Genomic DNA, 18,941 nt, shown 5'->3' with positions numbered 1-18,941 from the left:
CAGAGCCAGATACAACCGCGCTTGCGGTGATGCCGGGGGTGCCGCAATCCCGCCGCCTGTCATGGGCGATGCGCGGGTTGGTGGGCGGGCTGTTCGCGGCGGCGGTGGCCGTGGTTTTGGTGACGAATGACTGGTTGACCGACCGCTTCACCGAATCCACCCGCAACCGGGCCGAAGTGCGTCTGGCGCTGTATAGCGGCAACCTGATCTCGGAATTGCAGCGCAACTCTGTCGTGCCCTTGTTGCTGGCGCGCGACCCGGAACTGATCCGGGCGCTGAATGATGGGCAGTTTTCCAGCACCTCGGCGCGGCTGATCTCATTTCAGGCGGAAATCGGGGCGGCGTCGATCTTGCTGCTGGACAAGGACGGGCGCGCGGTGGGGGCGACCAACCGCAATCTGATCGGCTCCAGCCACCGGGCGGCGGCCTATTTCGTCGATGCGCAGCGCACCAAGGATACGGTGTTTTCGGCGCAACCGCGCGAAACGGGGGGCAATGATTTCACCTATTCCCGCGCTGTGCTGGCCGATAACCGCATGATCGGGGTGATCGTCGTTGCGGTTGATCTGATGAAATATGAACGCGCGTGGGCCGGGCTGACCGATGCGGTTCTGGTCACCGATAGCGAAGGCAAGGTGATCCTTGCCACCGAACCGCGCTGGCGTGGCCTGCTGCTGACCGAGGCTTTGGCCGTGCAAGACGCGCCTTCGGCCATTGAACGGGCCTTGCGGGCCACGACGGATTGGACGCAAGACCCGCCCGACGCCTATTTGCGCGGCAATGCGGTGATGAAAACCGAGGCGCGGGTGCCGTTCCGTGGTTGGCGCATCCTGACCTTTACCGCTTACGATTCCGTGCGCGAACGGGTGAATGGCGTGCTGGCGCTGGAAATCATGGGCTTTGCCATCCTTCTGGCGCTAACCTTTTACTTCCTATCCCGCCGCGCCTGGTCGCAAAGTGCCACCTTCCAGCGTGAAAGCGCCGAGCTGCGCCTGCTCAACGCCCGCCTGAAACGCGAGATTGCGCAGCGCGAAAAGGTGCAAAAAGATCTTGCGGTCGCGGAACTGACGCTGGCGCAATCGTCAAAACTGGCCGCCTTGGGCGAAATGTCGGCTGCCGTCAGCCATGAGTTGAACCAACCATTGGCCGCGATGAAAACCTATCTGGCCGGCGCGCGGTTGCTGTTGCAACGCCACCGCCCCGATGAGGCGCTGTCGTCCTTTCAGCGCATCGACGATCTGATCGAACGCATGGGCGCGATCACCCGTCAGTTGAAATCCTATGCCCGCAAAGGCGGCGAGGCGTTTGAGCCTGTGGATGTGCGCGCCTGCCTGTCCTCGGCCTTGTCGATGATGGAACCGCAGTTGAAATCGCGCGTGGTGCAGATCACTCGCAACCTGCCGCGCAATCCGGTGATGATCATGGCCGACAGGCTGCGGCTGGAACAGGTTATCATCAACCTGTTGCGCAATGCGCTGGATGCCACCAAAGATGTGAAAGACCCGCGTATCGACCTGTCGATCACGGTCGACCACTCGGTCCATCTGACCGTGCGCGACAACGGCCACGGCATCGACAACCTCGAAAGCCTGTTCGAGCCGTTCTACACGACGAAGAAACCCGGCGAAGGGGTAGGGCTTGGCCTTGCGATTTCCTCGGGCATTGTGACCGATCTGGGCGGACGCCTGATCGCACATAATGGTGAAGAGGGGGGGGCTGTTTTCGAAGTGCAGCTTCCCATATTGGGCACAGAACTGGCAGCAGCGGAGTAACCTATGGCGCGTGCAATGAAAGTCGCGATTGTCGATGACGAAGCCGACATGCGGCAATCCATCAGCCAATGGCTGGCCCTGTCGGGGTTTGAAACCGAAACCTACGCATCGGCGGAAGAGGCGCTGAAAACCATTGGCGCCGATTATCCGGGCGTGGTGGTGTCGGATATCCGCATGCCGGGCATGGATGGCATGGCCTTCCTGAAACGCCTGATGAGCCTTGATAGCGGCTTGCCCGTCATCATGATCACCGGACACGGCGATGTGCCCATGGCGGTGGAGGCGATGCGCGTCGGGGCCTATGATTTTCTGGAAAAACCGTTCAACCCCGACCGGATGACGGAACTGACCAAAAAAGCCACCAACAGCCGCCGCATGACGCTGGACAGCCGTGCCCTGCGCCGCGAACTGTCAGACGGCAGCGTGCTGATGAAAAAGCTGATCGGCACCTCGGCCGAAATGGAACGCCTGCGCGAAGATATCCTTGATCTGGGCCAAGCCGATGGCCATGTGCTGATCGACGGCGAAACCGGCACCGGCAAAACCCTTGTCGCCCATGCGCTGCATGCCGTGGGGCCGCGCGCCTCCAAGAAATTTGTCACCATTTCCTGCGCGGCCTGGTCCGAAGACCAGCTTGCCGCCCGCCTGTTCGGCCCGATGGAAGAAGGCGGCATCCCCCTGATCGAAGAGGCGCGGGGCGGCACGCTCTGCCTTGAAGATATTGAATCGCTTAGCCACGCGCTGCAATCGCGCCTGCTGACCATGATCAACGACCAAGGCAGCCCGCCGGAAACTCGCATCATCGCGATCGTGAATGAACACGCGCCCGACAAAACGCTCGAGGATATCCTGCGCCCCGATCTGTTCTACCGGCTTGGCGCGCTGACCATCATCTGCCCGCCGCTGCGCGCCCGTGGCGAAGATATCCTGACCCTGTTCACCCGGCTGTCCGAACAATTCGCCGAGGAATATGGCTGCGATGCCCCGCAGGTTGCCGCGCAAGAGGCCGCACAACTGCTGCAAGCCCCCTGGCCCGGCAATGTGCGCCAATTGGTCAATATCGCGGAACGCGCCGTGCTGCAAAACCGCCGCGGTTCCGGTTCTATCGCATCCCTCCTGATGGCCGATAACGAGGCCGCAGGCCCCGCGCTGACCACCGAAGGCAAACCGCTGAAAGACTACGTCGAAGCCTTTGAGCGGATGCTGATCGACAATACCATGCGCCGCCACAAAGGCTCTATCGTCGCGGTGATGGAAGAACTTTGCCTGCCGCGCCGCACGCTGAACGAGAAAATGGCGAAATACAGCCTCAGCCGTTCTGACTATACCTGACGTCGGCCTTAGGTATTTGAACCAAGATGAAGTCGATGGAGTGTCCTGATTTCATCTTGGCGAAAATACCTCGGGGCCGACGCATTTTCCGCGAAAATGGCGTCTTTGAATGCGCCTTCAGGCGCAGGGGGGCAGCGCCCCCGCAACCTTGCCACCAAGCGTTACCCCCGCATCCGCGCGCCGTCTGCGTCAAACAGCGGCGTGGTCACCAGACGGGCCGGGCGGCGTTCACCCAATATCTCGATCTCAACCGCCAGCCCGTCTTTGGCCTGCTCGGCGGGAATAAGCCCCAGCGCGACCGATTGCCCGGTGTAATGCGAATAGCCGCCGCTGGTGCAATAGCCCTGCACCGTGCCATCAATCCAGATCGGCTCCCATGCCACGACATCGGCGTCCTTGGCCTCGACGATAAAGGCGCAAAGCGCGCGTTTGGCTCCGGCGGCTTTCTCGGCCATGGCGGGGGCCTTGCCAATCCAGTCCGCATCCTTGTTCCAGCGGATAAAGCGGTCCAGCCCGGTCTCGCAGGGCGTATAATCCGGGCTGAATTCGCGGCCCCAAGAGCCGAAGAATTTATCCAACCGCAGGCTCATCATCGCGCGCATACCAAAGGCGCGCAGGCCCAGATCAGCACCCGCCTCGGTCAACACCGTCCACAGATGCCGCATCGACATATGGTCGCAATAAATCTCATAGCCCAGATCGGCGGTGTAGCTGACGCGTTGCACGATACATTTCGCCATGCCCACGGTCATCGGTTTCACATCCATGAAGCGGAACGCCTCGGCCGAAACATCGGACCGCGTCACGCGTGACAGCAATTCGCGCGCCTTGGGCCCCGCAATCTGAAAGCCCGAGCGCGTGTCCGAGATATTCTCGACGCTCACACCGTCTTCCATATGCTGCTCGAACCAGCGGCTGTGCCAGCCCTGCGCCCCATAGCTGGCGGTCAGTTGGAACTCGGTTTCCGACAAGCAGGACACGGTGAAATCGCCAATGATCTTGCCGCTTGCGGCCAACATCGGCGTCAGCGAAAGCCGCCCCGGCTTCGGGATCAGCCCGGCCATGATCCGGTCCAGCCAGGCGCGGGCGCGCGGGCCTTTGACAAGGTATTTGCCGAAATTCTGCACCTCGTTGATGCCCACCGCCTCGCGCACCGCCATCACCTCCTGGCGCGTCGCTTCCCAGGCGTTGGAGCGTTTGAACGAAGGCTCCTCATAGCGCGGCTCACCGGGCAGGGCGAAATAGTTCACCACTTCCAACCCGTATTGCTGGCCCCAGACCGCGCCCATTTTGTCAAACACGTCATACATCGGCGTGGTGCGGAAGGGGCGGGCGGCGGGGCGTTCCTCATTCGGATAGCTGACACTGAACCGCATCTGGTAATTCTCGATCACCTTGGGCACGGTATAGCCCGGCGTCGTCCAATTGCCAAAACGCGCCACATCAAAGCCGCGCGGATCGCGCTCCACTTCGCCCTCGATCATCCATTGCGCCAGCGCCAGCCCCATGCCGCCACCTTGGCTGAATCCCGCCATCACGGCGCAGGCCGACCAATAGTTGCGCAAACCCGGCACCGGGCCGATCAGCGGGTTGCCATCGGGGGCAAAGGTAAACGGCCCATGGATCACCCGCTTCACGCCCGAGCGTTCCAGCACCGGAAAGCGGCGATAGGCGAAATTCACCGAGTCCTCGATCTTGTCGAACTGTTCGTTCAGCAGCTCATGGCCAAAACCCCAAGGCGTGCCATCGACCGACCACGGCTCACAGGGTTTTTCATAGAACCCGATGCACAGGCCCCGGCCTTCCTGCCGCAAATAGCTTTCGCCGCCGGGGTCCATCACATGCGGAAACTCGCGCCCCGATTTCAGAATATCCATGATCTCGGGGATGTCATCGGTGACCAGATACTGATGCGCCATCGGCAATAGCGGCAGGTAAACCCCCGCCATGGCCCCCACCTCGCGCGCCCACAGCCCCCCCGCATTGACCAGATGCTCACAGGTCACGGTGCCTTTCTCGGTCACCACTTCCCAGCCGTCCTTGGTCGGGTTCGTCTCTAACACCCGGTTGTGCAGCACAATCTCGGCCCCGCCCATCCGGGCCGCCTTGGCATAGGCATGGGTGGTGCCCGACGGGTCCAGATGCCCATCCAGCGGATCATAAAGCGCGCCGACAATCCCCTCAAGATTGACCATGCCATCGGTCAGCTTGCCAATCTCCTCTGGCCCCAGAATTTCGGTGTCCAACCCCATATAGCGATGCTTGGCCCGCTCGGCCTTCAACATTTCAAACCGGGCCTGATTGTCGGCCAAAGTGATCCCGCCGACATGGTGCAAGCCACAAGACATCCCGGTGATCGCCTCCAACTCCTTATACAGTCGGATGGTATAGCCTTGCAGCGCGGCCATATTGGTATCGCCGTTCAGCGTATGAAACCCGCCCGCCGCATGCCATGTCGACCCCGACGTCAGCTCTGACCGCTCGATCAGCATCACATCCGACCAGCCCAGCTTGGTCAGATGATACAACACCGAACAGCCCACAACGCCGCCCCCGATTACAACCACCCGTGCATGGCTTTTCATGTCGAACTCCCCAAAGATTTCGACCAGATTGGCGCGGCCCCCCCTAGAAAGGCAAGTGCAGACGCGACAAATTTTGTCGCATCCTGAACGCGCCCCGGCTTTCTTTTCGGCCCAAATATCCTCAGGGGGGGAGCCTGAAAGGCGTAGGGGGGCAGAATGCCCCCCTTTGCCCCAGCCAATAAACGCCGAAGGCTTATTTCTCGGGGATCAGACCACGCGGGCTGAAGCGTAGCACCAGCAGCAAGATCACCCCCAGCGTCAACAAGCGCATATGCTGGGCCGAATCCACCAGATGCGCCTTCAGCGCACCTTCCGCCATTCCGGAAGTGATCACCGCCATAACCCCCGGCCCAAGGCTTTCCACGATCAGCCACAACCAGCCGATCAGCAGGCCACCCAACACAGCCCCCCAGTTATTGCCAGAACCGCCCACAATCACCATCACCCAGATCAGGAAGGTAAAGCGCAGCGGGTTATAGGTGCCGGGCGTCAATTGCCCGTCCATCGAGGTCATCATCGCCCCGGCAAAGCCCACCACGGCAGAGCCGATCACGAAAATCTGCAAATGGCGGCGCGTCACATCCTTGCCCATCGCCTCGGCGGCCACCTCATTGTCGCGGATCGCGCGCATCATGCGGCCCCATGGGCTTTTCAGCGCCAGTTCCGACATCCAGACCACGACCACCAGAACCAGACCAAAGATCAACGCATAGAGCAGCTTAACCACGATGGACGACGCAACAATCGGGTCAAACCCATATTGCGCGGCCCAATCCAGGAAGGTGCTGCTTTGCTGCAAATCCACCTCATAGGGCACGGGCCATGGCCGGGGCAGGCCGATCATGTTCTTCACCCCGCGCGCCAGCCAATCTTCGTTTTTCAGCACGATGATGATGATTTCGGCAATGCCCAGCGTGGCAATCGCCAGATAATCCGACCGCAACCCCAAAGAGATTTTGCCGATCGCCCAAGCTGCCGCCGCCGCCAGCACCCCGCCCAAAGGCCAGGCCAGCAAGGAGGGCAAGCCCAGCCCGCCGATATTGCCCGCCGAGGCCGGGTTGATCGCCTCGACTGCCTCGACCGCCGGATCAAAGATCGCGCGGAAGGCAAAGAAACCGCCGACCAGCAGCACCAGCAGCGCCAGATTTCGCGCGCGCCCCTTGGCCATGCGCTGATAAAGCTGCGTGCCCGCCACGATCACCGCGACGCCAAACAGCAAGCCCGCCAGAATACCCCATCCACCGGCGGCCCAGCCTTCGGGTTGCGGGGGGGCCGAGGTCAGCACCACGGCCAGCCCGCCAAGGGCTGCAAAGCCCATGATCCCGGTGTTGAACAGCCCGGCATAGCCCCATTGCATGTTCACCCCCAGCGCCATGATCGCCGAGAGCAGACCAAGGTTCAGGATATTCAGCGCGAGGTTCCAGCTTTGAAACACCCCCGTCGCCACATAGAGCGCCGCCAGAATGGCAAAGAGCAGAAGGTTGCGGTTGTTCATCCCGATTTCCCCTTAAACAGCCCCGTGGGCATGAACAGCAACACGATGATCAGAATGATAAAGCTCACCGCAAGCTTGTAATCGGTGGACAAAAGCTGGATCAGCGCATCCGGCGCCATATCGGCAGGCACCAGATAGGTGACAACTTTCTTCCACGCATAGGTCACGACCACTTCGGAATAGGCGACGACAAAGCCGCCCGCAATCGCCCCCAAGGGGTTGCCCAGCCCCCCCACCACGGCCGCCGCGAAAATCGGCAGGAGCAGTTGGAAATAGGTGAAGGGTTTGAAGGATTTATCCAAGCCATAAAGCACGCCTGCAATCGTCGCCAAACCCGCCACGATGATCCATGTCACCATGACCACCCGCTGCGGGTTGATGCCTGACAACAGCGCCAGATCCTCATTATCCGAAAAGGCGCGCATGGATTTCCCGGTGCGGGTCTTTTGCAGGAACCAAAACAGCCAAGCCACCACGATCACGGCTGTGATCACGGTAATGGCCTGCGTGGTCTTGATCGCCATACCCTCGGCCAGGCCGGTCCATTGCTTGAACTCTCCGGCTGTCATCACAAAACGCTCACCATCAGCGAAGTTCTGCTCCTCCACCCCGATGATCAGGCGGGTGACGCCGTTCATCACGAACATCACGCCCAGCGACACGATCACCAGAATCGTCGGCGCGGCGCGTTGCTTGCGGTAAAAGCGATAGACGAAACGGTCGGTCAGCAGCAAAAAGCCCGCCGTCACCGCAATCCCCACCGGCATTGCCAGCAAAGCGGTGGGCAGGGGGCCGAAACTGACGCCGATGCTTTGCAACCACCATGTCATGATGATCGTGACCATGGTGCCAAAGGCCATGGTGTCGCCTTGCGCGAAGTTGGAAAAGCGCAGGATGCCGTAAACCAGCGTGGCCCCCAAGGCCCCCAGCGCCAATTGCGCGCCGTAAGCCGTGGCGGGAACCACCACGAAATTCACAAAGGCGACGATTGCGTTCAGAATATCCATCAGTCCTGCCCTCGCGGCGTAATCTCTGTTTCTTGGCACATGCCGGTGGCGGTGGCCAAAACCTCGGTGTCGCGGGTGATGCCCGCATATTCCGCCACCCGCAGCGCCCCGGTTTCCCGCAGCGTCAGCCGCATCGACCCCAATTGCCCGATCCGCCCGAAAAATTCATTATCCTCAAGCGCTTGCAGGCGGTAATGGGTCTTGGGCGTTCCGGGGTTGTAGAAATAGGCCGCCCCTTCGTGATCTTCCGGCACCAGAACGATATCATCCGGCAAGGGCACGCCACAATCCAGCGCGCGGCAATGGCCATCGAAATGGCAGGCATAGGCGCGCACAGGGGCGGGCACCGGGGCAGGGCGCTCGGCCCAGTCTGCCATCGTCACCATCCAGGTGACAACGATCAGAAAAGCCGCGCACATCAGCACGAAATGATTGGTATCCATCGGCTCAGCCCCCCAGAAAACTGCGGCGGACTTCGGGGTCTTGCATCAGGGCCTGCCCGGTATCGGTAAAGCGGTTGGCCCCTTGCACCAGAACATAGCCTTTATGCGCAATCTCCAGCGCTTGGCGGGCGTTTTGTTCTACCATCAGAATGGAAATCCCTTGCCGCGCCACTTCGATGATCCGGTCAAACAACTCGTCCATCACAATCGGGCTGACCCCGGCGGTGGGTTCATCCAGCATCAAGACCGATGGCCGCGTCATCAAGGCCCGCCCCACGGCCACCTGCTGACGCTGCCCGCCCGACAACTCGCCCGCCGCCTGATGCCGCTTTTCCTTCAGAATGGGAAACAGATCATAGACCTGCGCCATCGTCCCGGCGATATCATCGCGGCGCAGGAAGGCGCCCATTTCAAGGTTCTCCTCCACCGTCATCGAGGTGAAGATGTTGGAGGTTTGCGGCACAAAGGCCATGCCCTTGGCCACCCGGTCCTGCGGGCTGAGCGTGGTGATATCCTCGCCTTGCAGCTTCACATGCCCGCCCCGCAGGCCCAGCATGCCAAACACCGCCTTCATCGCCGTGGATTTGCCCGCGCCATTGGGGCCGACGATCACGGCAATCTCGCCCTTTTCCACCGCAATGGTGCAACCGTGCAAAATATCCACCGGGCCATAGCCCCCGGTCATATTCTCGCCGATCAAAAACGGTTCCGACATAGCTTTCCTCTCGACACGTCGCGGCGCGTCATCATCATCTGGTCAAACATATCCAATCCGGCGCAAAACACCCCGCGCAAGCGTCTGGTTCTTGAACCAATCGCAATGCGCAGCGGCCCTACGCATGGGCCTTCACCTTGTTCTTCAACCCCGTGCCCAGATAGGCCTCGATCACGCGCTCATCGCTTTTGACTTCTTCCACGGTGCCCTGTGCCAGAACCTTGCCTTCGGCCATGCAGATCACCGGGTTGCAGAGGCGGGCGATGAAATCCATGTCATGCTCGATCACGCAGAATGTATAGCCACGCTCTTGGTTCAGGCGGATGATAGCATCGCCGATGGTGTTGAGCAGGGTGCGGTTTACCCCGGCGCCGACCTCATCCAGAAACACGATCTTGGCATCCACCATCATGGTGCGGCCCAGTTCCAGCAGCTTTTTCTGCCCGCCCGAAATATTGCTCGCTTTCTGGTCGGCCAGATGGCTGATGGTCAGAAATTCCAGCACCTCATCGGCCTTGTCGCGGATGCGGCGTTCCTCGGCGCTGATGCGGCCGCGTGAAAACCAAGTGTTCCACAGCGTCTCGCCGGTTTGTTTTTCCGGCACCATCATCAGGTTTTCCCGCACCGTCATAGAGCCGAATTCATGCGCGATCTGAAAGGTGCGCAGCAGGCCCTTGTGAAAGAGTTCATGCGGGGGCAGGCCGGTGATATCCTCGCCCGCCATCTTGACCCGGCCAGAGGTGGGCGGCAAACGCCCGGCGATCACGTTGAACAATGTTGTCTTGCCCGCGCCATTCGGCCCGATCAGCCCGGTGATGGACCCGGTTTCGATGGTCAGCGACGCGCCATCCACGGCGTGAAACCCGCCAAAATGTTTGTGCAGATCTTCGACGACGATCATCTTTTCAACCCTCCCTCAGGCGGTGCCATCTGGCGTGGCGTGCGGCGTATAGTGACAGAAACGGCCCGAAGGGTCACACCCCACGGGCCGCTGTTGCATCAGACCAGTCTGGCCTTAGCGGAACTTGTCCGTAACGAAGGCACCGCCGTTGACGGTGTATTCCCGGTAGTTGCCCGCAGATTCGCCGCTGCCGATCAGCTCAACCGCGGTGGCGCCGACATAGTCGATATCGGTGCCCGCTGCGATCAGCTCCAGCCCGCGTGCCAGATCACCTGCGTTGATCTTTTCGCCCGGTGCGTTGGCGACATCCATCACCTTCGCAGACCAGTCCTTGGCATTGGTCGATTTCGCAGCTTGCATCGCGAGCAGGATCAGGGCCGCCGCATCATAGCTTTCGCCGGTGTAGGACGAGGTCGGGTCGAACCCGGCTGCCGCGCCCAGCTCTGCGAATTTCGCAGCGCCTTCGGAATCGGTGCCCGGCACGGTGCCATAGGTGCCGTTCAGCCCGTCACCGATTGCCGCAATCAGGCTGTCGCCATACATGCCATCGGGCAGGAAGAAGGTGCTGAATGCGCCCGTGTCCAGCGCGGCCTGAATGATGCCTTTGCCGCCTTGGTCAACGTAACCGGCCACAACCAGCACATCGCCACCAGCCGAGGCCAGCGTTGCCACTTCGGCGGAATAGTCGGCTTTGCCATCTTCATGCGCCGCCGAAACGGTCACAGCGCCGCCCTTTGCGGTAAAGGCCGCTGCGATGCTGTCAGCCAAGCCCTTGCCGTAGTCGTTGTTGGTATAGGACAGGGCGATGGATTTCGCGCCACGCTCGGTCAGGATATCGGCGATCACTTCGCCCTGACGCGCATCCGACGGGGCGGTGCGGAAGAACAGCCCATCATCTTCGGCGGTCGACAGGCCCGGAGAGGTGGCGGAAGGCGAAATCATGCCCATGCCGTTGGGGCGCGCGACGTTTTGCAGGATGGACCCGGTCACGCCCGAGCAATCTGCGCCCATGATGCCGTTGACGGCTTCCACGGTGATCAGACGCTCTGCCGCAGCGGCGGCGGCGGTTGCGTCAACGCAGGTGCTGTCGGCGCGCACAGCCGTTACGCTGCCACCATCCATGAACTTGCCCGAATCATTGACCTCTTTGATTGCCAGCTCGGCAGAGGCGGCCATAGCGGGGGTGATCGATTCCAAAGGCCCGGTAAAGCCCAGAATGATCCCGATTTTTGCGTCTTCGGCCTGCGCGGCACCGGCCATAAGCGCGATTGCGGCAGTCGCCATCATTAGTTTTTTCATTGTTATCTCCCTAACTGGATCTACATCCTGCGGGGAGCCTAGTCGCAGTATTTGGAAAAGAAAAGGAGGGAAAACATGCCTGTCCATGCGTATTTCCGGAAAAAATTGCAGCTTTTGGTGGCTTTGCGCGGGAAACTTGTGTTGGGGCTGGGGGCGATGCTTTGGGTGACGTTAGGGCAGGTCGGGGCGGCGCAACCGGTGCAGATGGTGCCTGTTGCCTCCGGGTTCGAAGAACCTTGGGCCATCGGCTTTCTGCCCTCTGGCGATGTGCTGGTGACAGAGCGCGAGGGGCGGCTGTTGCGGCTGCCTGCGGGGGGCGGTGCCGCGCAAGCCGTGGCGGGCGTGCCAGAGGTGGCGGCGATTGGCCAAGGCGGCTTGCTGGATGTGATGGTGCCGCGCGATTTTGCCAGCACGCGGCGGGTCTGGCTGTCTTATGCCGCCCCGGTTTCGGGGGGCGCTGGCACGGCGGCGGGCTTTGGTATTCTGTCGCAGGATGGCAGCCGGTTACAAGAGTTCCGGCCCGTGATGCAGCCCGTGGGCCGCAGCGGTGGCCGCCATTTCGGCGCGCGTTTGGTGGAGGCGCCCGATGGCAGCGTGTTCCTGACCACCGGGGATCGCGGCAATGGCGCGCTGGCGCAGCGCCTCGACGGGCCCGAAGGCAAGGTGCTGCGGTTCAGTGCCGATGGTGCGCCGCTGACCGCCGATGCCTTTGCCGGGCAAGACGTGTTCCCCGGCCTTTACAGCTATGGCCACCGCAATATCCAAGGGGCGGCGCTGGATGGGCAGGGGCGCTTGCTGACCGCCGAACATGGCGCGCGCGGCGGCGATGAGGTGAACGCGCCGCAGGCGGGGCGCAACTATGGCTGGCCCGTCATCACCTATGGCCGTGACTATTCCGGGGCCAAGATCGGCGAGGGGTCGGCCAAGCCGGGGATGGAACAACCGCTGCACTATTGGGACCCGTCCATCGCGCCTTCGGGGCTGATGGTCTATAACGGCGCGCTGTTTCCCGGATGGCGCGGGCAGCTGTTCACCGGAAGCCTGAATTCCGACCTGATTTCACGGCTGGAACCGGCGCAGGGGTTCGCTGAGGTGCGGATTGCCAGCGATGAAACCGCGCGGGTGCGTGACATCCGCCAAGCGCCGGATGGGTCGATCTGGTTCCTGTCGGTTTATGAAGGGGCGATTTACCGGATGGTGCCGGCGCCGTGACTTTTTGCATCCGTCTTGGGGCGGGGCAGGGACAGATAGACGCTGTCTGTCCAGACCCCGCCCAGACAAAAGGTGTTCTTGGCAAAGCCCGTCTGCACAAAGCCAAGTTTCTGAAACAAGGCGACAGAGGGCAGATTGCGCGGGTCGATATCGGCGAGCAAGCTGTCCAGCGCGGGGTGTTTGGCAAATTGCCGGGGGATTAGTGTCTGATACGCCTCATAGGCCAAGCCTTGCCGCCAGACGGTCGGGCTGAGCAGCAAGCCTGCCTCCTCGGCCCGCCAAAAGCCGATCTTGCCGATGGCCACGCCCGGCGCACTGCGCAATTCGGCGATCAAATCATCGCTGTCTGGGCCTTCAGCGATCATCGCGTCCAGAAACGCAACTGTTTGCGCGGGGTCGGTATGCGGATCGGTGGACCAAAAGGCCATCACGCGGGGGTCTGCCATGATGGCGTGCATCGCCGCCAGATCCGAGGCGCGCGCAGGGCGCAACAGCAGCCGCGCCGTCAGGATCATATCGACAGCCGCAAGGGCGGGCCGCCTTGGGTGCCGCGTTCGCGGTAAGGCGTGGTGGAATAATGCGCGCGGTAGCATTTGGAGAAATGCGAGGGCGAGGCAAAGCCGCAGGCCAAGGCCACGTTGATCACCGACATATCGGTTTGCATCAACAGGTTGCGCGCCTTGGACAGGCGCAATTCCATGTAATAGCGCTTGGGGCTGCGGTTCAGATAGCGGCGGAACAGCCGTTCCAATTGCCGGGTCGACATGCCGACATCCTCGGCCAGATCGGCGGGGCTGATGGGTTCTTCGATGGCGTTTTCCATCATCTGAATGACCTGGCTCAGTTTCGGGTGGCGCACGCCGATGCGGGTCGGGATCGACAGGCGCTGCGTGTCCTGATCGGTGCGGATGGTGGAATAGATCAACTGATCGGCGACCGTGTTGGCAACATCATCGCCGTGATCGGCCGAAATGATTTTCAGCATCATATCCAGCGAAGCCGTGCCGCCTGCCGTGCTCATCCGGTTGCCATCAATCACAAAGATGGAACGCGTCAGCTTGACCTGCTCAAACTCCTCCAGAAACCCGTCTTGGTTTTCCCAATGGATCGTCGCTTTCTTGCCATCCAGCAGCCCCGCCTTGGCCAGTGCATAGGCCCCGGTGCAAAGCCCGCCCATCGCCACCCCGCGCCGCGCCTCGCGCCGCAACCAGTTCAGAATGCCCTTGGTCGTGGCCTTTTGCACATCAATCCCGCCGCAGACCAGCACGGTATCGTCACGCTCAATCTCGGACAGGCCGATATCCAGCGTGAAGGCCGCCCCATTGGAACAATGCACCACGCCATCGCCTTCGCCCGCCAGAACCCATTGATAGACCGGCGCCCCGATCACGCGATTGGCAATCCGTAACGGTTCGATCGCACTGGCGAAAGACAACATCGTGAACTTGTCCAGCAGCAGAAAGACAAAGCGCTTCGGGCTCAGGTCTTTGCCGACATTGGTTGCTTTCTTGGGCGGAACGGACATTACTTACCTTTAGGTCGCATCGGCAAACACCGAAACAGGAAAACGCGCCAACGACAAGGGGGGGCGCGCGGCTTTCGGCCTTTGCTTTCCCTTGCGCATTGCCTATACCCCTTGGCGATACCGCTAACTTTCGGAGAAGACCGATGACGCAAGCATGGAAAAAATCAGATTGGCGCGCCAAACCGCGGGTGCAGATGCCCGACTATCTGGACAGTGCAGCCCTGAACGCCGTTGAGGCGCAGCTTGCCAAATATCCGCCACTGGTGTTTGCCGGTGAAGCGCGCCGCCTGAAAAAGCAGTTGGGCCTTGCGTCCGAAGGCAAGGCGTTCTTGCTGCAAGGCGGCGATTGCGCCGAAAGCTTTGCCGAGTTTTCCGCCGACAACATCCGCGACACGTTCCGCGTGATGCTGCAAATGGCTGTGGTGCTGACCTATGGCGCGAAAGTGCCGGTGGTGAAGGTGGGCCGGATGGCCGGGCAGTTCGCCAAGCCGCGCTCGGCCCCGACCGAGGTGATCAATGGCGAGGAATTCGCCAGCTACCGCGGTGACATCATCAACGGGTTTGAGGCCACACAAGAAAGCCGCATCCCCGATCCGAACCGGATGCTGCAAGCCTATACCCAAGCCGCCGCCAGCCTGAACCTGCTGCGCGCCTTTTCCACCGGGGGCTTCGCCGATATTCACCGCGTCCATAGCTGGACCCTTGGCTTTGCCGAGCATGACAAGGCCGAACGCTACCGCGAATTGTCCAACCGCATTTCCGATGCGCTTGATTTCATGCAGGCGGCAGGCGTGGACAGTTCGACCGCGCATCAACTGTCTCAGGTTGATTTCTACACCAGCCACGAATCGCTGTTGCTGGAATATGAAGAGGCGCTGTGCCGCGTCGACAGCATTTCGGGCCAGCCGGTTGCCGGGTCCGGCCACATGATCTGGATCGGGGATCGCACCCGCCAGCCCGATGGCGCGCATGTGGAATTCGCGCGCGGCGTGTTGAACCCGATTGGGTTGAAATGCGGCCCGACGACCACGGCGGATGACCTGAAGGTCTTGATGGCCAAGCTGAACCCGGAAAATGAGGCCGGGCGTCTGACGCTGATCGCGCGCTTTGGCGCGGGCAAGGTGGGCGATAACCTGCCGCGCCTGATCAAGGCGGTGCAGGAAGAAGGTGCCAAGGTGCTTTGGTCCTGCGACCCGATGCATGGCAACACGATCAAGGCGGCCTCTGGCTATAAAACCCGGCCCTTTGATTCCGTGCTGCGCGAAGTGCGGGAATTCTTTGCCATTCACGCTGCCGAAGGCACGGTGCCGGGCGGGGTGCATTTTGAAATGACCGGCAAGGATGTGACCGAATGCACCGGCGGGTTGCGCGATGTGACGGATGAGGACCTGTCCGATCGTTACCACACCGCCTGCGACCCGCGCCTGAATGCCAGCCAATCGCTAGAACTGGCGTTTCTGGTGGCGGAAGAGCTGTCGAAAACCCGCGAAGCTGAGCGTCGGATCGCGATGTAAGCGCTGCACCACCCGCAAATACAAAAGGGCACCTTCGGGTGCCCTTTTTTGCACTCTGGCGTCGTGGGATTAATTGTCAGATTTGACCAGCCGCAAATAGGGCACAGCGGTTTTGCCCTTGGTGCCATAGGTGGCGGCGGCCTCGGCAAAAGCGGCCTCGTGCTGGGTGGCGGTGCTTCGGACGGGCATCGGGGTAAAGGCCCCTTTGCGCGGCCAGTCACTGGGGCTTTCGGCCTTGTCGCGCGGCAGATGCAGCAAGGCGTGGCTGTCGATGCCAAAGCGGCGCGGGCTGCGGCCAATGCCGCCTTCCAGCGCGAAACAACCAAGCGCCAGCCGCTCCTCGCCAGCGTCCGAGCGCATGGGCAGAACCAGCAAGCGCGCGGTCAATGCCGGACGGGCAAAACCTTTTTCCGCCGTCAAGGCCATGGTCAGAATCGCGGGTTTTGAAAACACCGGTTCCAGCACCGTTGCCAGTTGCGCGCGCTGTTCCGGGCAGAACACCGCAGACAGCGGCATGCCGCGCAATTCCATCCCCATCAGATCGGTCAGGTCCATGCCTGCGATGCGAAAACGGGCCAGACCGGGCGCGATCCGTTCCAGCAGGAAGGTAGAGGACAGCGCCCCCTCGATCCCGCGCGGATCGAATTGCGACCGGGTCGGCAAGCTGTCGCCCGTCCGCAGCCCTTCCCAATAGGCCCGCACCTGCGCCAGCATCGCCGCACCCCGACCGGAGGTTTCTGCGCGGTCCTCGCCCTTGTCGAAAAAGCCTGGCGTCATGATCTGTCTCCGTCTGTGCGGGCCAAATTGGCCGGTCGTATTGTCCCGAACGTCCTGCTCTGCTAGTCCGCTGTGGCACCCGGTGAACCGGGGCCGTGGCGACGAGGTTAACAGTAACGTAAGATGTGTTACTGAAATCTAAACTACATGTTTTCTGCGGCATTTTGTGAAGAAACTGTATAAATGGTAAATAACGGCGCAGGCCCCGGACGGGCGCGCGCGGATGGGAAAAGGCACAGGCATATGACGCTTTCGATGACCGGATTTGCAACGCGGCGTGGCCAGCATGGGGCACATGCCTGGGTTTGGGATATCCGGTCGGTCAATGGCAAGGGGCTGGACCTGCGGATGCGGGTGCCCGACTGGATTGACGGGCTGGAGGCGCAGTTGCGCGCGGCTTTGGGCAAGGCGCTGAACCGGGGCAATGTGAACCTGACGCTGAAACTGTCGCGCAGCGGGGCAGAGGAGTCTTCGCTGCGGCTGAATCCGGGGGTTCTGCGGTCGGTTCTGGTGATGCTGGCCGAGGTGGAACAACAGGCAATGACAACCGGGGTGACGCTGGCGCAGGCCAGTCAGGCCGATGTTCTGGGCCTGCGGGGCGTGCTGGAAACTGCGACGGATGCCGAAGATACCGCACCGCTTGCGGCGGCCTTGATGGCGGATTTCGCGGATCTGCTGGCCGAGTTGCAGGCGATGCGCGCCGCCGAAGGGCAGGCCTTGCAAGCCGTGGTGCAAGATCAGTTGGACCAGATCGAAACCCTTGTCGCCGCCGCCAGCGATGAGGCCGCCGCCCGGCAGGGCCAAGTGGCCGCAACCTTGAAAGACAATGTCAAGAAACTGCTGCAAGCCGCAGAAAGCATTGACGAAAACCGCCTGCATCAAGAACTTGCGCTGCTGGCCGTCAAAGCCGATGTGACCGAGGAGTTGGACCGCCTGCGCGCCCATACCCAAGCCGCCCGCGCGCTGATCGTCAGCGCTGAACCGGTCGGCCGCAAGCTGGATTTTCTGATGCAGGAATTCATGCGCGAGGCCAATACGCTGTGTTCCAAGGCGCAGGCCTTGGCGCTGACGCGGGTCGGGCTTGACCTTAAGACTGTGATAGATCAGATGCGCGAGCAGGTTCAGAACGTGGAATGACGATGGAACGCCAAACTTCGCGCACCCCGGCCCCCCGCAAGGGATTGCTGCTGATCTTGTCCTCGCCTTCGGGGGCAGGCAAATCAACGCTGGCACGCATGTTGATGGAATGGGACCCGACGATCCGCTTTTCTGTCTCTGCCACCACCCGCGCGCCGCGCCCGGGAGAGGTTGACGGGCGCGAATATTTCTTCCGCAGCCGCGCCGATTTTCAGCAGATGGTCGAGACGGGCGATATGCTGGAACATGCCGAGGTGTTCGGCAATTTCTACGGCTCCCCCAAGGGCCCGGTAGAGGCGGCGATGGCCGAAGGGCGCGACACGCTGTTCGATATCGACTGGCAGGGCGGGCAACAGATCCGCAACTCTGCCCTTGGGCGCGATGTGGTGTCGATTTTCGTGCTGCCCCCCTCGATCGCCGAACTTGAACGCCGCTTGCGTGGCCGCGCGCAAGACAGCGATGAGGTGATCGCGGGCCGCATGGCGAAAAGCCAAAGTGAGATAAGCCATTGGGCCGAATATGATTATGTGCTGGTCAACCGCGAGTTGGACCAGACCTTCACCGCGCTGCGCACCATTCTGGAGGCCGAGCGCCTGCGCCGTGATCGCCAGCCCGCGCTGACCGAAATCGTCCGGGGTCTGAATCAGGAGTTTGAGGCAAGATGATCTTTGCACTGGATGGGGTCGCCCCCAAGCTGCACGCCGATACCTGGGTCGCGCATGATGCCAATCTGATTGGCAAGATCGTGCTGGAGCAAGGCGCGAGTGTCTGGTTCGGGGCCACGCTGCGCGGCGATAACGAAGAAATCCGCGTGGGCGAGAACAGCAATATTCAGGAAAACTGCGTGTTGCATACCGATATGGGCTTTCCGCTGACCATCGGGGCCAATTGCACCATCGGGCATAAGGCCATGCTGCATGGCTGCGTGATCGGCGAAGGGTCGTTGATCGGGATGGGGGCCGTGGTGCTGAATGGCGCGCGGATCGGCAAAGGCTGTCTGATCGGGGCGGGGGCCTTGATCACCGAAGGCAAAGAAATCCCCGATGGCAGCCTTGTGATGGGGGCACCGGGCAAGGTGGTGCGGGTGCTGGACGCCGAGGCGCAGGCAAAGCTGTTGCAATCGGCGGCGGGCTATCGCGCCAATATGCAGCGGTTTCGCGCAGGTCTGAAACAGGTTTAACATTGCAGTATAACCTGCTGTAAAACAGAAATTTTCCAACATATTGG

At 61.4% G+C, this 18,941-nt stretch carries 17 protein-coding genes; 7 read left to right on the top strand and 10 right to left on the bottom strand.

Annotated features, from left to right (window positions below):
• Window positions 1–68: 68 nt before the first annotated feature.
• Together EGN72_RS14275 and EGN72_RS14270 are read left to right on the top strand one after the other, a co-directional pair.
• Window positions 69–1,772, top strand: coding sequence for an ATP-binding protein (locus EGN72_RS14275; protein ID WP_233587162.1), 1,704 nt, complete (start codon window positions 69–71; stop codon window positions 1,770–1,772).
• A 3-nt stretch (window positions 1,773–1,775) separates the two neighbouring features.
• Window positions 1,776–3,104: a sigma-54 dependent transcriptional regulator gene (locus tag EGN72_RS14270; protein WP_127048719.1), complete on the top strand. Its 1,329-nt coding sequence runs from the start codon at window positions 1,776–1,778 to the stop codon at window positions 3,102–3,104.
• Window positions 3,105–3,265: 161 nt separating this feature from the next.
• Here EGN72_RS14270 and EGN72_RS14265 read toward each other — a convergent pair whose 3' ends face one another.
• From EGN72_RS14265 to EGN72_RS14235, 7 genes are all read right to left on the bottom strand, one after another.
• Window positions 3,266–5,689 (bottom strand): FAD-dependent oxidoreductase, encoded by a 2,424-nt coding sequence (locus tag EGN72_RS14265; RefSeq protein WP_127048717.1) that lies wholly within the window; start codon window positions 5,687–5,689, stop codon window positions 3,266–3,268.
• A gap of 193 nt (window positions 5,690–5,882) precedes the next feature.
• A complete protein-coding gene (locus tag EGN72_RS14260; protein ID WP_127048715.1) occupies window positions 5,883–7,184 on the bottom strand; it encodes a branched-chain amino acid ABC transporter permease in 1,302 nt (433 codons plus the stop codon).
• Window positions 7,181–8,191 carry a branched-chain amino acid ABC transporter permease gene (locus EGN72_RS14255; protein ID WP_127048713.1) on the bottom strand — a complete coding sequence of 337 codons (1,011 nt, stop codon included), beginning with the start codon at window positions 8,189–8,191 and terminating at the stop codon, window positions 7,181–7,183. The genes EGN72_RS14260 and EGN72_RS14255 overlap by 4 nt, the downstream gene beginning before the upstream one ends.
• The gene (locus tag EGN72_RS14250; protein ID WP_127048711.1) at window positions 8,191–8,634 is read right to left on the bottom strand and encodes a hypothetical protein; all 444 of its coding nucleotides are present in this window, start codon (window positions 8,632–8,634) and stop codon (window positions 8,191–8,193) included. Before EGN72_RS14250 ends, EGN72_RS14255 begins: the two co-directional genes overlap by 1 nt.
• 4 nt (window positions 8,635–8,638) lie before the next feature.
• Window positions 8,639–9,349 carry an ABC transporter ATP-binding protein gene (locus EGN72_RS14245; RefSeq protein WP_127048709.1) on the bottom strand — a complete coding sequence of 237 codons (711 nt, stop codon included), beginning with the start codon at window positions 9,347–9,349 and terminating at the stop codon, window positions 8,639–8,641.
• 118 nt (window positions 9,350–9,467) lie between these two features.
• Window positions 9,468–10,250 carry an ABC transporter ATP-binding protein gene (locus EGN72_RS14240; RefSeq protein ID WP_127048707.1) on the bottom strand — a complete coding sequence of 261 codons (783 nt, stop codon included), beginning with the start codon at window positions 10,248–10,250 and terminating at the stop codon, window positions 9,468–9,470.
• A gap of 114 nt (window positions 10,251–10,364) precedes the next feature.
• On the bottom strand, window positions 10,365–11,549 hold the full coding sequence (locus EGN72_RS14235) for an ABC transporter substrate-binding protein (RefSeq protein WP_127048705.1): 1,185 nt from the start codon (window positions 11,547–11,549) through the stop codon (window positions 10,365–10,367).
• Between the two features lie 75 nt (window positions 11,550–11,624).
• Between EGN72_RS14235 and EGN72_RS14230 the strand changes: the two genes are divergently transcribed.
• Window positions 11,625–12,761: a PQQ-dependent sugar dehydrogenase gene (locus EGN72_RS14230; protein WP_127048703.1), complete on the top strand. Its 1,137-nt coding sequence runs from the start codon at window positions 11,625–11,627 to the stop codon at window positions 12,759–12,761.
• Here EGN72_RS14230 and EGN72_RS14225 read toward each other — a convergent pair.
• Both EGN72_RS14225 and EGN72_RS14220 read right to left on the bottom strand, forming a co-directional pair.
• A complete protein-coding gene (locus EGN72_RS14225; RefSeq protein ID WP_127048701.1) occupies window positions 12,737–13,276 on the bottom strand; it encodes a GNAT family N-acetyltransferase in 540 nt (179 codons plus the stop codon). The genes EGN72_RS14230 and EGN72_RS14225 overlap by 25 nt on opposite strands.
• Window positions 13,273–14,286 carry a GlxA family transcriptional regulator gene (locus EGN72_RS14220; protein ID WP_127048699.1) on the bottom strand — a complete coding sequence of 338 codons (1,014 nt, stop codon included), beginning with the start codon at window positions 14,284–14,286 and terminating at the stop codon, window positions 13,273–13,275. Before EGN72_RS14220 ends, EGN72_RS14225 begins: the two co-directional genes overlap by 4 nt.
• A gap of 143 nt (window positions 14,287–14,429) precedes the next feature.
• On the opposite strand from EGN72_RS14220, the gene EGN72_RS14215 reads away from it, so the two are divergent.
• Window positions 14,430–15,800 (top strand): class II 3-deoxy-7-phosphoheptulonate synthase, encoded by a 1,371-nt coding sequence (locus tag EGN72_RS14215; protein ID WP_127048697.1) that lies wholly within the window; start codon window positions 14,430–14,432, stop codon window positions 15,798–15,800.
• A gap of 69 nt (window positions 15,801–15,869) precedes the next feature.
• Here EGN72_RS14215 and EGN72_RS14210 read toward each other — a convergent pair whose 3' ends face one another.
• A complete protein-coding gene (locus tag EGN72_RS14210) occupies window positions 15,870–16,577 on the bottom strand; it encodes a PAS domain-containing protein (protein WP_199743751.1) in 708 nt (235 codons plus the stop codon).
• 243 nt (window positions 16,578–16,820) lie between these two features.
• On the opposite strand from EGN72_RS14210, the gene EGN72_RS14205 reads away from it, so the two are divergent.
• From EGN72_RS14205 to EGN72_RS14195, 3 genes are read left to right on the top strand one after another with little or no spacing between them, the layout of a single operon-like run.
• Window positions 16,821–17,714, top strand: coding sequence for a YicC/YloC family endoribonuclease (locus EGN72_RS14205; protein ID WP_127048695.1), 894 nt, complete (start codon window positions 16,821–16,823; stop codon window positions 17,712–17,714).
• A gap of 2 nt (window positions 17,715–17,716) precedes the next feature.
• Window positions 17,717–18,379, top strand: a complete 663-nt coding sequence (gmk, locus tag EGN72_RS14200) for a guanylate kinase (RefSeq protein WP_127048693.1) — start codon at window positions 17,717–17,719, stop codon at window positions 18,377–18,379.
• The gene (locus tag EGN72_RS14195) at window positions 18,376–18,894 is read left to right on the top strand and encodes a gamma carbonic anhydrase family protein (protein ID WP_127048691.1); all 519 of its coding nucleotides are present in this window, start codon (window positions 18,376–18,378) and stop codon (window positions 18,892–18,894) included. Before gmk ends, EGN72_RS14195 begins: the two co-directional genes overlap by 4 nt.
• Window positions 18,895–18,941 lie beyond the last annotated feature (47 nt).

Source organism: Pseudorhodobacter sp. E13 (genome assembly GCF_003991405.1).
In the GTDB taxonomy this organism is placed as follows: domain Bacteria; phylum Pseudomonadota; class Alphaproteobacteria; order Rhodobacterales; family Rhodobacteraceae; genus Pseudorhodobacter.
The sequence above is the reverse complement of the archived record's forward strand: the minus strand, read 5'-3'. Positions and strand labels throughout refer to the sequence as shown.

Bases quoted from the DNA above. Each gene is read 5' to 3' on its own strand.
- EGN72_RS14275 (WP_233587162.1), top strand. From the start codon at position 69: ATGCGCGGGTTGGTGGGCGGGCTGTTCGCGGCGGCGGTGGCCGTGGTT.
- EGN72_RS14270 (WP_127048719.1), top strand. From the start codon at position 1,776: ATGGCGCGTGCAATGAAAGTCGCGATTGTCGATGACGAAGCCGACATG.
- EGN72_RS14265 (WP_127048717.1), bottom strand. From the start codon at position 5,689: ATGAAAAGCCATGCACGGGTGGTTGTAATCGGGGGCGGCGTTGTGGGC.
- EGN72_RS14260 (WP_127048715.1), bottom strand. From the start codon at position 7,184: ATGAACAACCGCAACCTTCTGCTCTTTGCCATTCTGGCGGCGCTCTAT.
- EGN72_RS14255 (WP_127048713.1), bottom strand. From the start codon at position 8,191: ATGGATATTCTGAACGCAATCGTCGCCTTTGTGAATTTCGTGGTGGTT.
- EGN72_RS14250 (WP_127048711.1), bottom strand. From the start codon at position 8,634: ATGGATACCAATCATTTCGTGCTGATGTGCGCGGCTTTTCTGATCGTT.
- EGN72_RS14245 (WP_127048709.1), bottom strand. From the start codon at position 9,349: ATGTCGGAACCGTTTTTGATCGGCGAGAATATGACCGGGGGCTATGGC.
- EGN72_RS14240 (WP_127048707.1), bottom strand. From the start codon at position 10,250: ATGATCGTCGTCGAAGATCTGCACAAACATTTTGGCGGGTTTCACGCC.
- EGN72_RS14235 (WP_127048705.1), bottom strand. From the start codon at position 11,549: ATGAAAAAACTAATGATGGCGACTGCCGCAATCGCGCTTATGGCCGGT.
- EGN72_RS14230 (WP_127048703.1), top strand. From the start codon at position 11,625: ATGCCTGTCCATGCGTATTTCCGGAAAAAATTGCAGCTTTTGGTGGCT.
- EGN72_RS14225 (WP_127048701.1), bottom strand. From the start codon at position 13,276: ATGATCCTGACGGCGCGGCTGCTGTTGCGCCCTGCGCGCGCCTCGGAT.
- EGN72_RS14220 (WP_127048699.1), bottom strand. From the start codon at position 14,286: ATGTCCGTTCCGCCCAAGAAAGCAACCAATGTCGGCAAAGACCTGAGC.
- EGN72_RS14215 (WP_127048697.1), top strand. From the start codon at position 14,430: ATGACGCAAGCATGGAAAAAATCAGATTGGCGCGCCAAACCGCGGGTG.
- EGN72_RS14210 (WP_199743751.1), bottom strand. From the start codon at position 16,577: ATGACGCCAGGCTTTTTCGACAAGGGCGAGGACCGCGCAGAAACCTCC.
- EGN72_RS14205 (WP_127048695.1), top strand. From the start codon at position 16,821: ATGACGCTTTCGATGACCGGATTTGCAACGCGGCGTGGCCAGCATGGG.
- gmk (WP_127048693.1), top strand. From the start codon at position 17,717: ATGGAACGCCAAACTTCGCGCACCCCGGCCCCCCGCAAGGGATTGCTG.
- EGN72_RS14195 (WP_127048691.1), top strand. From the start codon at position 18,376: ATGATCTTTGCACTGGATGGGGTCGCCCCCAAGCTGCACGCCGATACC.